The sequence below is a fragment of the Rhodococcus ruitaii genome (genome assembly GCF_055230935.1).
Genome location: NZ_JBUYWC010000012.1, coordinates 46,228 through 60,038, shown reverse-complemented (window position 1 = coordinate 60,038; position 13,811 = coordinate 46,228). Strand labels below are relative to the sequence as shown.

13 protein-coding genes are annotated in these 13,811 nt (G+C 64.6%); all 13 read right to left on the bottom strand.

The window, feature by feature from the left end:
- Window positions 1-8 precede the first annotated feature (8 nt).
- Complete coding sequence (locus ACZI8W_RS16785) at window positions 9-1,583, bottom strand: ABC transporter substrate-binding protein (protein ID WP_463369635.1); 1,575 nt, start codon at window positions 1,581-1,583, stop codon at window positions 9-11.
- A 293-nt stretch (window positions 1,584-1,876) separates the two neighbouring features.
- Window positions 1,877-2,476, bottom strand: coding sequence for a TetR/AcrR family transcriptional regulator (locus ACZI8W_RS16780; RefSeq protein ID WP_463369772.1), 600 nt, complete (start codon window positions 2,474-2,476; stop codon window positions 1,877-1,879).
- Between the two features lie 63 nt (window positions 2,477-2,539).
- The gene (locus ACZI8W_RS16775; RefSeq protein WP_463369634.1) at window positions 2,540-2,974 is read right to left on the bottom strand and encodes a nitroreductase family deazaflavin-dependent oxidoreductase; all 435 of its coding nucleotides are present in this window, start codon (window positions 2,972-2,974) and stop codon (window positions 2,540-2,542) included.
- Between the two features lie 7 nt (window positions 2,975-2,981).
- Window positions 2,982-4,238 carry a cytochrome P450 gene (locus tag ACZI8W_RS16770; protein WP_463369633.1) on the bottom strand — a complete coding sequence of 419 codons (1,257 nt, stop codon included), beginning with the start codon at window positions 4,236-4,238 and terminating at the stop codon, window positions 2,982-2,984.
- A complete protein-coding gene (locus ACZI8W_RS16765) occupies window positions 4,235-5,020 on the bottom strand; it encodes an SDR family NAD(P)-dependent oxidoreductase (protein ID WP_463369632.1) in 786 nt (261 codons plus the stop codon). Before ACZI8W_RS16765 ends, ACZI8W_RS16770 begins: the two co-directional genes overlap by 4 nt.
- Window positions 5,021-5,048: 28 nt before the next feature.
- Window positions 5,049-6,272, bottom strand: coding sequence for an amidohydrolase family protein (locus ACZI8W_RS16760; protein WP_463369631.1), 1,224 nt, complete (start codon window positions 6,270-6,272; stop codon window positions 5,049-5,051).
- Window positions 6,269-7,738, bottom strand: a complete 1,470-nt coding sequence (locus ACZI8W_RS16755) for an aldehyde dehydrogenase family protein (protein ID WP_463369630.1) — start codon at window positions 7,736-7,738, stop codon at window positions 6,269-6,271. The genes ACZI8W_RS16760 and ACZI8W_RS16755 overlap by 4 nt, the downstream gene beginning before the upstream one ends.
- Before the next feature lie 82 nt (window positions 7,739-7,820).
- Complete coding sequence (locus tag ACZI8W_RS16750; RefSeq protein ID WP_463369629.1) at window positions 7,821-9,071, bottom strand: thiolase family protein; 1,251 nt, start codon at window positions 9,069-9,071, stop codon at window positions 7,821-7,823.
- Window positions 9,068-9,463 carry a Zn-ribbon domain-containing OB-fold protein gene (locus tag ACZI8W_RS16745; protein WP_463369771.1) on the bottom strand — a complete coding sequence of 132 codons (396 nt, stop codon included), beginning with the start codon at window positions 9,461-9,463 and terminating at the stop codon, window positions 9,068-9,070. Before ACZI8W_RS16745 ends, ACZI8W_RS16750 begins: the two co-directional genes overlap by 4 nt.
- 35 nt (window positions 9,464-9,498) lie before the next feature.
- On the bottom strand, window positions 9,499-10,731 hold the full coding sequence (locus ACZI8W_RS16740) for a CaiB/BaiF CoA transferase family protein (RefSeq protein WP_463369628.1): 1,233 nt from the start codon (window positions 10,729-10,731) through the stop codon (window positions 9,499-9,501).
- Window positions 10,728-10,949: a ferredoxin gene (locus ACZI8W_RS16735; protein WP_463369627.1), complete on the bottom strand. Its 222-nt coding sequence runs from the start codon at window positions 10,947-10,949 to the stop codon at window positions 10,728-10,730. Before ACZI8W_RS16735 ends, ACZI8W_RS16740 begins: the two co-directional genes overlap by 4 nt.
- The gene (locus ACZI8W_RS16730; RefSeq protein WP_463369626.1) at window positions 10,942-12,534 is read right to left on the bottom strand and encodes an AMP-binding protein; all 1,593 of its coding nucleotides are present in this window, start codon (window positions 12,532-12,534) and stop codon (window positions 10,942-10,944) included. Before ACZI8W_RS16730 ends, ACZI8W_RS16735 begins: the two co-directional genes overlap by 8 nt.
- Window positions 12,535-12,695: 161 nt before the next feature.
- Window positions 12,696-13,775, bottom strand: a complete 1,080-nt coding sequence (locus ACZI8W_RS16725; RefSeq protein ID WP_463369625.1) for a phosphotransferase family protein — start codon at window positions 13,773-13,775, stop codon at window positions 12,696-12,698.
- Between the last annotated feature and the right edge of the window lie 36 nt (window positions 13,776-13,811).

Sequence of the window (13,811 nt, the reverse complement as noted above, 5' to 3'; positions counted from 1 at the left end):
CTGGTGGATCATTCGATCCAGATTTCCTCCACCAGAGGCGAACCCAACGTGTAGAGCTCCACACCGTGGACATCGGTGTCGTAGATGACTGCGGGTGTCGCCTTCGTGTACCAGACACCGACGCTGATGTCCTCGAGTCGTTCCTGGGCCACTGTGTATGCCTCGACGCGTTCCGCCTGCACGTCGGAGGCGCGTCCTCGATCGAGTGCTTCGTCGAGTTCCGGGTCGTTGACGCCCATGAAATTGCCGGGCGATGCAGAGTGGAAGGCCGTCCACAGAGCGTAATCGGGATCCTGGATGATGGCCGACGTGATAGACATGTCGAAATCCCGTGCTGCAGTGCGCGCCTGGGCATTCGCGATGTCGTGGATCTCAACCTGAACCTCGACGTTGTCGTAGGCACTGAGCTGCGCCTGGACCGCCTCGGCGAGAGTTCTGCTCTCACTCGAGGGATACGACATGAAGGTGAAAGAGACCGGCTTTCCCTCGGCCGCGAGTTCGTCGAACAACTCCTGCGCCTCTTCGCTGTTCGTCTCGGCGAATGGCAGGTCCTGGTAGTACGGCGATTCCTCGGGGAACAATGTTGTCGGCACGGTGCCCTCGCCGTTGTAGACGATGAGGTTCAGATTCTCGGTGTCCAATGCGAGCTGCACAGCCTGCCGGGCACGGATGTCATCGAACGGCGCCCGACGATGGTTCAGTGCGATGATCTGGCCTCCGCCGGTGGGGATCACCTCGGTGTTCAGCCCCTGGGCCTCGGCGGTATTGACATTGTTGGCGCTCGATTCCAGCGCGAGATCCGCAGCGTCGGTGGTCATTGCGTTCATGCGCTGCGTGGCTTCGTGCGCCGTGCTGATCGTCAGTGTGTCGAGGTAGGGCTTCGGTGCGTCCCAGTAGGCGGGGTTCTTCGCCATCTCGATCTGGCCCTGGCGCGTCCAGCGCACCACATCGAACGGTCCGGCGCCGGCGGGATCGGCGTCGAACGCGGACGTCCCCTTCTCCAGGGCGGTCGGCGAGGCAATCCAGTTCAGGGACGTCGCTGCGACACTCTGTGCAAAGTGGGGATTCGGCGCGATCAGGGTGACCCTCAGCGTGCCTGGGTCGATGACCTCGGTGCTTTCGATCTGGCTGGCGACTCGGATTGCGGTGGACCCGGTGGACGGCTCTTTCAAGCGATCCCAGTTGTACTTCACCGCTGCGGCGTCGAGTGGAGTGTCGTCGGTGAAGGTCAGGCCGGGCCGTAGTGCCAGATCGAAAGTGGTTCCACCGTCGGTCGTGGAGAAGTCGGTGGCCATCTTGTACTCGATCTCGAAGTTCTCGGTGCTGTTGACCATCAGGGTGCCGTAGAGCGCATTCCCCAAGGGCGCCATGTGGGCCCACGTGTTCGACAGCTTGGCGGGGTCGAGTGTCGGCGGTTCGGCGATCTCCAGGATCGTGGCGGAGCCGCCGGAAACGGGCTCACCATCGTTCGCGGAGGCGCCCGAGTCGGAGTCGCCGTCGCCGCCGCACGCGGCGACGAACGCGAACAACGTGAGGGACAGCAATGCGGCGGGTAACTTCCGTATTCGTCTGTGGCGGATCATCGTCGACCTCTCGATCAGGTTGTGGGTGGGTAGATTTCGGTGACCGATGCTCGACAACTTCTCGTGACGGGGCGGCACGGGAGTCGGCTGTGGACGTGCGCGACGAGGCGCCCGAGCGAATGAGGCTGTCTCCGAAAACATGAACGGCAAAGCAGCTTTCCGTTACTCCCCACCTCGAGGGCCGCTCGCCGTAGGGGAGTGATCTGCACCATATCTACGGTTGTGGTTCTGTGGCAAGCATCGAATTATATTGAGCATCAGCTCTATCGACCGAATCGATGGAGCGCGTCGGGTCAGCGTACGGTACCGCCGAGGGCCCTGAGACAGAACTGCCACAGCTGCTCCTGGACTTCCGCGACAGTGCCTGCCGCGTATGCATAGTGGTGGTACACCGAGCGGGTGAGCTCGACGATGAACCAGGCGTCCTGCTCCGTGTCGCTGGAGGTCACCAGACCCGCGTCTGCGGCGGCCCGGATCTCGGTGTGAATGAGGTCGACCAGGGGGCGGTCGGCCTCGGCGAGCTCTTTCGGGAAGACGCGATGCAACCGCCAATGGGTGGCCACGATGAACTGGGCCAGGGTGTAGCGCTCCGGGTCCCTCGACCGACCACCCAACGCGGCGGTGATGTAGAACCGTAGGCGCTGCAGTGGGTCGGTGAGGCCGGCGGCAGCGGCGCTCATCTGCCGGCATGCGTCGCTGAGCCCGTCGCTGATGACGGCGAGAAGCAGCTCGTCCTTGCTCGCGAAGTAGCGATAGAAGGTCTGGAGGGCCACTCCGGCTTCCTTCGCGAGTTCCTGGGTGGTGAACGAGTCGCCCTTCGCCTCGACGAGGCGGTGCGCCGCGTCGAGAATCGCACGGATCTGATTCTCGACGCGCGAACGTGACCGTTGCACGGCCACCGATCGTTCGACCGCTCGTTCTTCAGCCCGGGACATGGTGTCCGATTCTAGCCGTCGTCATGTCGGTGACAGGACCACGACCGGGATGTCCCGGTCGGTTCGGGACTGGTAGAGGTTGTAGTTCGGCCACCGGTCCGTGACGATCTTCCAGAGCCGGGGCTTCTCCTCGGCGGTGGCGGTGCGTGCCACCACCGACATCTGCCTGTCCTGTACCTGCAGCTCGGCGTGTGGATCGGCCTGCAGGTTGACGTACCAGAGGGGATGCTTCGGTGCGCCGCCCTTCGAGGCGACGACGAGGTAGTCGTCTCCATCCCGGGCGAAGATCAGCGCGGATGTCTTCGGTTTTCCCGAACGACGGCCCGTCACGGTGAGGAGGAGCGTCGGCACGCCGTTCCAGATGTATCCTTCCTGTCCGCCGCTCTCGCGATAGACGCGGACGTGCTCGTCGCCGCGGAGGCTGATGTCCGTCGGTGTGTACTCGGGTTCTGCCATGGTCACCTCACTTCGTATCGAAGAGGACGGGAATCGCGGTTGCTCCGCGCTCGTACATCCCGACGAGTCGCGGTGGTTCGGCCTCCGGATCGAGCCGGAGCTCTGGGAGCCGATCGAGCAAGGCATTGATTCCCACGGTCATCTCTCCGCGGGCCACGTGCATCCCCAGGCAGATGTGGGCGCCCTGACCGAATGCGAGCGTCGACCTCGTGGGCCGGGTGATGTCGTATTCGTCGGGTCGTTCCCATCGCTCGGGGTCGCGGTTCGCGGCACCGACGCACAGGTGGACGACCGAGCCCTTCGGGATATCCTGCCCGTAGAAGTCGATGTCCTCGGTGACCCACCGGGAGAACATCGGGTCGGTGGGCATCCACCGCAGGGTCTCCTCGATCGCTGCGCGCAACCGGCCGCGATCGTCGCGTACCGTTTCGAGCACGTCAGGACGTTGCAGCAGCGCCGTGATCGTGGTGCCCATCTGCTTCCACGTGGTGCCCGAGCCCGCTGCGAGCAGCAGTTGCGAGAAGGTGTGGATCTCTTCGTCCGAGAGGCGTTGTGTGGTACCGGATTCGTCGGTGCGCTCGGCCTGGACCAGAACACTGATCAGGTCGTTCTGTGGTTCTTCCCGCCGGGAGGTGATGATCGGATCGAGGATGTCGATGATCTTCTGCCGGTCGCGGGTCAAGGCCTCGCGTATGTCGAGGGCCTGTTCGATCGGCACACCGAAGCTTCCCGTGATGGTGAGAACCGGTATGGCAGCGCAGAAGTCGACGTTGAGTTCGGCGTGTCCATCGTCTACGAAACCGTCGATGAGCAGGTGGACTGCTTCCTCGATCCAGTTCCGGATCCACCACTGCGCATTCGACGGGAGGAATGACGGCTGGACGAGGCTGCGATACTGCCGGTGCTGGCGTCCGCCCATCGACAACATGCTCTTGTGCAGGAGCGAACCGGACTCGGGATCGACATCCACGGCCTCGGGAGAGGATGCGAACACCTTCGGATTCCGGAATGCTTCGTTGCATGCTTCGAAGCTGAACACCGAGAAGTGGTCTCGGTCGGGAAACGGGAGTCCCTGGAACATCAGTGGATCCGAAATTCCCGTGAGTTCGTGGACGGTACCTCGATGGACCGGCTTCTCGCTGCGGAGCCGATGCCAGATCGGGTACGGATCCTCGGAGAACTTTCCGCCGGTGGCCTCGTTGTACGAGCCCTGTAGGTCGAACAACTCGCGTACCCGGTCTCGGTCGAGCGATGTGGTTTTCATCGTGCGACGTACCCTCCATCCACCGGCAGCACGACCCCGGTGACGTTCTTCGACATGTCGGACGCCAGGTACAGGATCGCCTCCGCACAGTCCTCCGCGGTGATGAAATGCCCGAGGGGATGCTGGGTGGCGATCCGGTCGGTGACCTCGGGACGCGCACCCATTTCGGGATCCAGTCCGCCCGCGGTCATGAATCCGGTCAACGGCATCCCCGCGGGGGCGATAGCGTTGACCCGGATGCCGTGGGGAGCGGCTTCGATCGCCACCGCGCGCGTCAATTGGTGTACGGCACCCTTGGTAGCGCCGTACACCGAGCCGCCCCACGCGACGAGCCCGGCGACCGATCCGGTGTTGACGATCGCGCCGCCGGAACCCTGCGTCTTGAACTGCAGGACGGCGTGCTTGCTCCCGAAGAAGACACCGCCCAGGTTCACCCCTACCAGGCGTTCGAAGTCTTCGCGGGTGTGTTCCTCGAAGGTTGCACCCAATCGAGGGGTGGGGATTCCGACATTGTTGACGAGGATGTCGAGCTTGCCGTACTGCTCGACCGCCGCCTTCACCATCGCTTCGACCTGGTCTTCGTCGGACACATCCGCCTCGACGGCGGTCGCTACGCGGCCGGCGGCTTCGACGAGACGGACGGTCTCCTTCGCCTGATCGGCATCGATGTCGGCGCACACGACCTGTGCGCCTTCTTGGGCGAGGCGCAGTGCCGTCGCACGACCCACTCCCGAACCCGCGCCGGTGACGATGGCGGATTTGTCTTCGAGCAATCGATTCATGACATAGTCCTGTTCCGCCGCAGCAACGTCAGACACCGGCCAGGACAGGGGGCTGTGCCGGGGTGAAACGGTACAGACGCTCGGCGTTGCCGCGCAGAATCTTGTACTGCTGCTCGGTCGTCAGGTGCTCTATCTGCTTCTTGGCCACCGAGATGCAGTTGGGCCAGGTGGAATCCGAGTGCGGGTAGTCGGTCTCGCACATGATGTTGTCCTCACCGATCTCGTCGATGCTGGCGATGCCGTGGTGATCTTCGATGAAGCAACCGAAGATGTGCTTACGGAACACTTCTCGGACATCGAGGTTGTCGAGATCCAGGTCGTTGTTGCCGTGGTCGCTCCACTGCGCGCCGCGCTGGATCCAGTAGCGCTGCTTGTCGAGCACCTGCTCGGCGCGTTCGAGGAAGTACGGCACCCAGCCGATCTCGCCCTCGGACAATGCGATCTTGAGGTTGGGGTAGCGCTGGAACATGCTGCTGAACAGCCACGTCAGCATTGCTCCCGACGTGCGTGTCGCGCCCCATGCCAGGTTGGCCAGGAACGGAGAATCCTTCGAGACCCGCGGCACCGTCGACGACGAGCCGACGTGCATCGAGACCACCATCTCGAGATCGTTCGCTGCGGCCATGACCGGATCCCAGTAGCGATCCTTGTCGTGAATGGTCGGCAGACCGAGTGGTTCGGGGTTCTCGGAGAACGCGAATGTCGTGGCGCCCTTGGCCGCGCAGCGTTCCATCTCCTTCGCCGCGAGGGCGGGATCCCACAGCGGGATGAGGATCAGCGGAATGAATCGCCCTGGAGCGGCGCCCGCCCACTCTTCGAGATGCCAGTCGTTGTAGGCCTGCAGACAGGTGAATCCGAACTCGCGATCGCTGGCCTCCATGAACATCTGTCCGCAGAAGCGGGTGACCGTCGGAAACGAGAGCGACGCGAGGATGCCCGCCCTGTTCATGTCTTCCACGCGGGCGAGCGGGTCGTAGCAACCGGGACGCATCTGGTCGTAGTTGAGGGGTTCGGGGCTGAACTCCTCCTTGGACTTGCCGGCGACGGCGCTCAGGCCGCTGCTCGGGAACTTCTTGCCGTCGTAGACCCAGACGTCCATCCCGGTCTTGTCGTCCTTGATCATGTGTGGTGCACGATCGCGGTCCTTCTTGGCGACGCGATCGACCCACAGATTGGGCGGTTCGAGGATGTGGTCGTCGACCGAGACGAGCCAGTCCAGGTTGAGGTTCGTGGTGCTGTTCGATGTGGTCATTGTGGGAGCTCTCCAATCGACATGTGCTTGACTTCCTGGAATTCGCGGATTCCCTCGTGTCCACGTTCGCGGCCGAGTCCGCTCTGCTTGTAGCCCCCGCTGGGTGCGAGTGCGCTGAATACGGTGGTGTTGACGTTGACGGCGCCCGCCCGGATCCGGCGGGCCACCGCGACTGCTGCGGTGGTGTCGGCGCCGTAGACCTGGCCGGACAGCCCGTAGACGCTGTCGTTGGCGATCCGCACCGCATCGTCGACATCGCGGTAGCCGATCACCCCGAGAACGGGCCCGAAGATCTCCTCCTGGGCTGCCGGGTTCGCATTGCTGGGCAGATCGAGGACGGTCGGCTCGAAGTAGTAGCCCCGATCGAGGCCTTCCGGTCGCTTGCCGCCGGCCCGGACCTTGGCGCCCTGTTCCTCTGCAAGTTGCACGAACTGCTCGCACTTGGCTCGTTGTGCCGCGCTGATCACCGGACCCATCAGCGCGGTCGGATCGGTGGGGGAACCCACCTTGATCGAGTTGTACGCGGCAGCAACGCGTTCGAGCACCTCCTCTTTGTGCTCCTCGGGAACCAGCATGCGTGTGGCCGCGACACAGGCCTGTCCGGCGGTGCGTGCCACGACGCCCATCGCGCCGATGCCGACACGTGCGAGGGCGTCGGGCAGGTAGATCTGTGCGGATTTGCCACCGAGTTCGAGCGAGAGTCGTTTCACCGTCGGTGCCCCCTGCGCAATGATGTTGCGTCCGGCAACGGTGGATCCGGTGAACGAGACCATGTCGACCGCGGGATGGGTGGTCAGTAACTGCGCGCCCTCGGTGCCTTCCTCGGCGACCACGCTCAGCACGCCGGGCGGCAAGCCGGCGGCGTCGGCCGCGTGCCCGAAGATCAGCGACGATAGCGGAGTGAGCGGACTCGGTCGCAGGATCACCGAATTACCTGCCATGAGTGCGGGAATCAGCTTCTGCAGCGCCATGATCAGTGCCGCGTTGTACGGAGTGATCGCGGTGACCACCCCGATCGGTTCGTGCCGGAGGATGCTGAGCGCGACCCGCCCCCGTGTCAGATCGTCGACCGGAACCGAGGTGGCCTCCTCGTGTCGCATCGACAGGTAGAGGTCGATCGTCTGCCGGGCTATGGATAATCCGGTGCGGCACTGGGTTTCGTCGGCGAATCGTGCGGGTTGTCCAGCCTCGGCGACCAAGGTGTCGACCAGCGTCTCGTGGTTCGCCTCGAGGTGGTCGATCAGCGTGTGCAGCACCTGGGCGCGGTGGCGGGGTGTGCACTGTGCCCACACTCCGTCGTCGAAGACGGTCCGGGCGGCAAGGATCGCGCGTTCGACCTCGGCGACGGGTGTCGCGCTGACATCGGCCACGTGGGTTTCGTCGGCCGGATTCTCGACTGCAATGACCTGCTCGCCGGTGACCCATTCACCGGCCACATAGGTACGACGTTCGGTGAGGATACTCAATTCGTCCTCCTTTTCCCTGTTGGTAGTAGAACATAGTTCTCGTATAGACAACAGTGTCATTTCTATTCTGAAAGATGATGGGTCAGAAGCGATCGGCGGAATACACCACGGCACCGCCGTAGTGCGGCGACGAATGGCAGGCGACGGCGGTGGTCATGCCTTTTCGCCCCCGGACACCTGCGCGTCCGGAGAGTTGGAGATAGCACTCAAGCATTTGCGGGACGCCGTGCATCCGGCCGTTTCCGAGCGCCCCACCTCCCGACAGTGCCGGAATCGCACCGGGCCGGTCGCTGTCGATACCGCCTTCCTCGACGAATCGGTGCGCCTCGCCCGGTGGGCACAGGCCCAAGGATTCGAGCCAGAACCAGACGAACGGGGAGAAACCGTCGTAGACCTGCGGGAGATCGATCTCTCCCATACCGATCCCCGAGGATTCCTCGAGGCGGCGGACCAGTTCGGTGCCGGCACCGAGGATGTCGTCGAGCGGCCAGTGGAGGGGGAGTCGTCGTCGACTCGGTGTCGCGTTCGCGTATCCGGCGATGTACACCGGCGGGTGGGGGAGATCTTTCGCGCGCTCGGCGCTCGTGAGTACGAACGCGGCGGCCCCGTCGACCGGAATGTCGCAGTCGTACCTGCGTACAGGGTCGAACAGTGATGGTGCGGAAAGGTATTCCTCGCGGTCGAGTGGACGGTCGTGCCAGTACGACCACGGGATCCGCGCACCGTTCTTGCGGGCCTCGGTCACCACCGCGGCCATGGACTCCGGTTTTGCTCCGTATCGCTGCAGGTACTCGTTGTACGGCAGGGCGATCATGGCCAGCGGACCGAAGAAGCCCTGCGGCGCGGTCCACTGCTGCGGACCGTGCACCTCCTGTATCGGATTGCCGTGATAGCTCCCCGTGGGGTTGTGCAGGGCCCGGTGCACGATGACGTACTCGGCGGCACCGCTGGCAATCGCGTTGACGGCCATCGACACCGAACCGGTGAGTTGGCCGATCCCGTCGAAGCCCGCCACATAGCGAGGGCTGCCACCGAGTCGTCCCGCCAGCCATGCGGACGACACCGTGCTGACCCCGTCCTCCGCGACTCGACCACTCGAACTCGGCAACAGACTCGAACTGACATAGCCGTCCACCTGCGCGAGTTCGAGTCCGGCATCTGCGACGGCTGCGCGGGCCACGTCCACAGTCAGGGCTCCGAGCGTGCGGCCGGAAGTGCGCCTGATGTCGCTCTGCGCGTAGCCGACGATCGCGACCTTGTTGCGAGCGAAGCCGCCGATGTCGCTGCTGCGAGCGAAGCCGCTGATGTCGCTGTTGCGAGCGAAGCCGCTCATGACGCGATCTCGAACGCAGGCACCGACACCTCAGGAGTCAACTGCTCGAACGCGGCGACGACCGGTGTCCCGATCCGGAGTTCGACGTCGGGACCGTCGAGCAACCGGCCGATCAACCGCAGCTCGGTCTGCTCGGTGAGTTCGACGTCGACCAGAAGGAACGGGAGGAGATCGTCGAACCCGGGGAGGAACGATTGCCGCACGGTCGTCCAGGACCGTACGGTTCCGTGTCCACTGACCGGAACGAATTCGAACCCCGGATCGGTGGATCCGCAGTTCGGGCACACACTCTCGGGAGGGTGGGCGAATGTGTTGCACTGTACGCAGCGTGCCAACGTGAGTCGGTGTTCCGCCGCGGCGGTCCAGTACGGAGCCGAGATCGAGTCGGGCACCGGCAGAGGGCGGTGGGTTGTCGCTTCGTGTGCCCTCACGGGATCACACCCTTGTCTGCGAGCGACCCGATCCGTTCCCAGTCGTAGCCGAGTTCGAGCAGCACGGCCTCGGTGTGCTCACCGTGCTCGGGTGCCCGTCGCAGGGCGGGTGGCTCCTGGCCCAGTTGGACCGGAACCGCGGGCAGACGGTAGCGATGCCCGTCATCGAGACGAACCTCGCCGACGTACCCGTTTGCCGCAACCTGCGGATCGTCGATCACATCGTGTACCGAGTGCACCGGGGCCCAGGGCGCGTCGAGTTCGCCGAGGATCTGCTTCCACTCGTCCAACGTGTGCTTCGCGAAGATTCCGTCGAGTTCCTCGACGCATGCAGCACTGTTCTCCCGACGAGCGGCCATATCCACGAATCGGGGGTCGTCGATGAGGTCGTCACGCCCGATGAGGCGGGCGAACGCCGGCCAGTAGCGATCGCCCTGGAGAAACATCAACTGGATGTGTCGAAGATCGCTGGTCCGGTATGTCCCCGTGAGCGGATTGACCTGCGGCCCACGGCCCGTCACCGAAGCCACGTTCCCGCCGTTGAGCGCGACGAGAAGGTCGGATGACAGCATCCACATCGCGGTGGCGAGCAACGAGACGTCGACGACGGTGCCCGCGCCGGTCTTCTCCCGCTCGTGCAGGGCGGTCGAGATTCCGAATGCCAGGGCCATCGCGCCGTTGCGGTCGCCCATCGCGCCTCGCTGGCTGATGGGGTAGTCGCGTTCCGTCGGGGTGAGCGTGTGACCGACTCCGCCCCGCGCCCAGAATGCGGAGCTGTCGTACCCGGGCTTGTCGGAGTCGGGGCCGCGGGCGCCGAACCCGTGCCCGCGCGCGTAGATCAGGCGCGGATAGCGCAGGCGCAGTGTCTCGGTGTCCAATCCGAGCCGCTCGAGTGCACCCGGACGGAGGCTGGTGATGAATACGTCCGCCGAGGCGAGCAGTTCGTGCAGCACTGCGAGGCCTTCGGTGCTCCGGACATCGAGGGCGATCGAACGCTTACCGCGGTTGGCCAGGGCCATCGAGAGGTTGGGGCCGCCACGATCGGCGCCGATGCCCTGGGTCGCGAGGCCGCGGTAGGGATCGCCCTCGGGTGGCTCGATCCGGACGACGTCGGCGCCCCAGTCGGCGAGTAGTGCCGCGGCGACGGGCACGAATACCCATTGCGCGAGCTCGACCACGCGAACCCCGTCGAATGCGCGCGGCATGACGTCCGCTTCCTGTTCGGTCATCTGGCGGCTCCTGCCGCGCGGCGTGTGATGGTGATGGCGCCGGTGGGACAGCCGGACGCGGCGACCTCGGCATCCGCTACATCCGTCACGATCGGGGTCGTCACCTCGGCCGCAGCGTCGGTGCCCATTGCGAAGATGCCTGCGGCATAGGACACGCAGACGCCCGATCCCATGCAGATCTCACGATCGAGTTCGACTACGTACTGTTCTTCAGGCATGTGTCGCCTCCGGTACATGTTGTGGTGCAGCGTCCGCCACCAGCTTCCGAATTCGGTTCTTCTGCACCTTCCCCGACGCGGTACGTGGGAATTCGTTCACCTGGTGCAGTTCTTCCGGCCATTTCTGCCGCGCTACGCCGGCGGCCGCGAAGTGCTCCTTGACCTCGTCGAGGGTGGGCATCGAGTGCCCACCCTTGAGTCGCAGGACCGCTGCGACACGCTCGCCGAGTCGGGTGTCCGGCGACGCGACGACGATGGCTTCGGCGATCGGTTCCATCGTGAGCAGCGTATCCTCGACTGCTGCGGCTCCGATGTTCTCGCCGCCGCGAATGATGAGGTCGGACATGCGGTCGGTGATGGTCAGATAGCCGTCGTCGTCGAGTGTTCCGACATCGCCTGTGTGGTACCAGCCGTCGTCGTCGAATGCGCGTGCGGTCAGGGACTCGTCGGTGTAGCCGAGGCACAGATCAGGGCCGCGGGTGACGATCTCGCCATCCTCGGTCAGACGGATCTCCACGCCCGGTCGTGGGCAACCGTCGGTGATCAGCCGCTTGTCTTCCGGTGCGCTGGTGGCGGACCCGGTGACGGACGGGTGTTCGGTGCTCCCGTACGAGCGGGTGACGACGAGACCGAGATCGGCCAGCCGTCGTGGAACCGACGCCGGCACGGTGGACCCGCCGAGGCCGATCGGGCCGAAGAAGCGCAGATGATCCGGCTGGAAATCGGGATGGTCGAGCAGGCTAGTGACGAAATACGGTGGGCCACCACCTATTGCGACGCCATCGGAGTCCATGAGTGCGATGACCCGGGTGGGGTTCCACTCATCGCACATGTCGGCCGGGATCGCGTCGAGGACGGGGAACAGGACCGCGCCCAGCATCCCGATGAAGTGTCCGACCGGCAGCGCGGTGAGCTGACGCCCGCGACCGGGTTCGTAGTTCGACATCAGCTGCCGGGTCTCGCAGATGAGCGTTTGGTGGGTGTGGATGACGCCCTTGGGGTTTCGGGTGGTCCCCGAGGTGTATGCGATAAGTGCGGGCGCGGCTGCGTCCACCTCGACGACGCCGTGCAACGGCTCGTCGGCGAGCAGGTCGTCGAAATCGACTCCCACTACGCCGACGATCGGCACATGTGCGCTGGTGTCCGGCGTGAACGTCATACGGCCGAATTGTGCGGCCGTGATGAACACGCGCGGCTCGGAATCCTCGAGAATGAAGCCGAGTTCCTTCGGGCCGTAGAAGTGGACGATCGGCACCGTCACCGCGCCGAGCAGGGCGGACGCCCAGAAGGTCGCGGCCGCTTCCATCCAGTTCGGCAATTGCATTGCTATGACGTCGCCGGGGCCGACACCCCGGGCTTTCAGGCCGGCCGCGAGTCTGCGTGCGACCAGCTCGACCTCGGCGAAGGAGCCCTCGTACGGACGGACCGCGGAATGCACGTGAAATCCCATGTCCGGGTGCTTCTCGAGTCCGTCTGCGAGGATCTCGCCCAGTGTTTCGCGGGTCCACCACCCCTGTTCTTCGTAGTGGTTGCGCAGGGGTGGGGGGACTTCGCGGACAATCGAACTCAGTCGATTTGTAACCAACTTTTTCACAACACCTTTCGCAGATGCATGGTTGATATAGGCACGTGGCGTGGTGTGAGCGCTGCCGCCGTGAGCGTGCAATAAGTGCATGTCGAGGTAGAACCTGATTCTCTTCCAGCGTGCCACGATCCTTGTTCGGATTCAATACCCGGATCGGTGTATCAGCAGGGGGACGCGAACAACTCGGCGGACAACGCGTCGTGATCGGTGACGGCGGTGCTCAGTCGGTGCAGCAGGATCTCGATCAATCGTGGCTCCACCTTGACCGTGATGCCCCAGAGGTAGAGTCCGCGCACCATGCCGCGCCGAAGTGCGCGTCGTGCGGCATCGAACTTCGGTGGCGCGATGCCGCGGGAGGCGAGGCAATCGAGGTAGTGCGCGAGAAGGTCGTCTTCGGTGCGGCGTCGTGCCTCCGGCGGCAACGCGGTCGCGATATGGGTGCCGACATCCATGTACCACATGCCTCGTTGGACGAGTTGCCAGTCGACGAGGCTCGGGCGGCTCTGCCCGTCGAGGTAGATGTTGCCGACGTGCGCGTCGCCGTGAATCACGCACCAGTCGGACGTCTCGTATTCGGAAGCGAGTGCGTCGACCAGGCCCTGGTAGGCGGCGACCAGGCGAGGGGCATCCTTGATCTCCAAGGGGACGCGTGCGCCGTTCGGGCCGTGGAGGTTCCGGTCGATTCGTGCGGTGATCTCCTCGATGCCCATTGCACGGATGGCGCCGGTGAGTCGAGGTGCCAGCCACGTCTGGTGATCCCACTGCGGATTGCCCCACGTCGCCGCGTGCAGTGTCGCGTACTCGGCGAGGCTCTCTGCGACCTGGTCGGGGGTGTAGTCGCTGCCGGCGTCCAGGAAAGTGCAATTCTGGGGGACGATGTCCTCGGTGATCACCACGCCGTGGTGGGTGTCCCGATCGAAATCCGCGTAGACGCTCCGGAGAGTGCGCGCTCCGATGTGATCGCGGAGGTCGCGGTAGAACAATGCTTCGGGCTCGCCGGCTGCGCGGGTGGTCCGGCCTTGTTCGTTGAAGTAGCCCTTGACGCAGAGGTTGGGGGACAGGCCCTCGGGAACACCTCCGGCGCACTCGATCGTGAAGCGCGCGTTGGTGGAGACACGATCGACGATCGGCCCGAGCGTCGCGGCGGTGACCTCGATTCCCGGGAACCGGGGCTGTAGCGCGGCCGTGAGCCATCGAGGGGACAGGGCCTCGTCCAGGGTGTCCGGAACAGGTGTGGTCATGAGGCGCACCCCAGTCCATACTGCCGACAAGAAGTA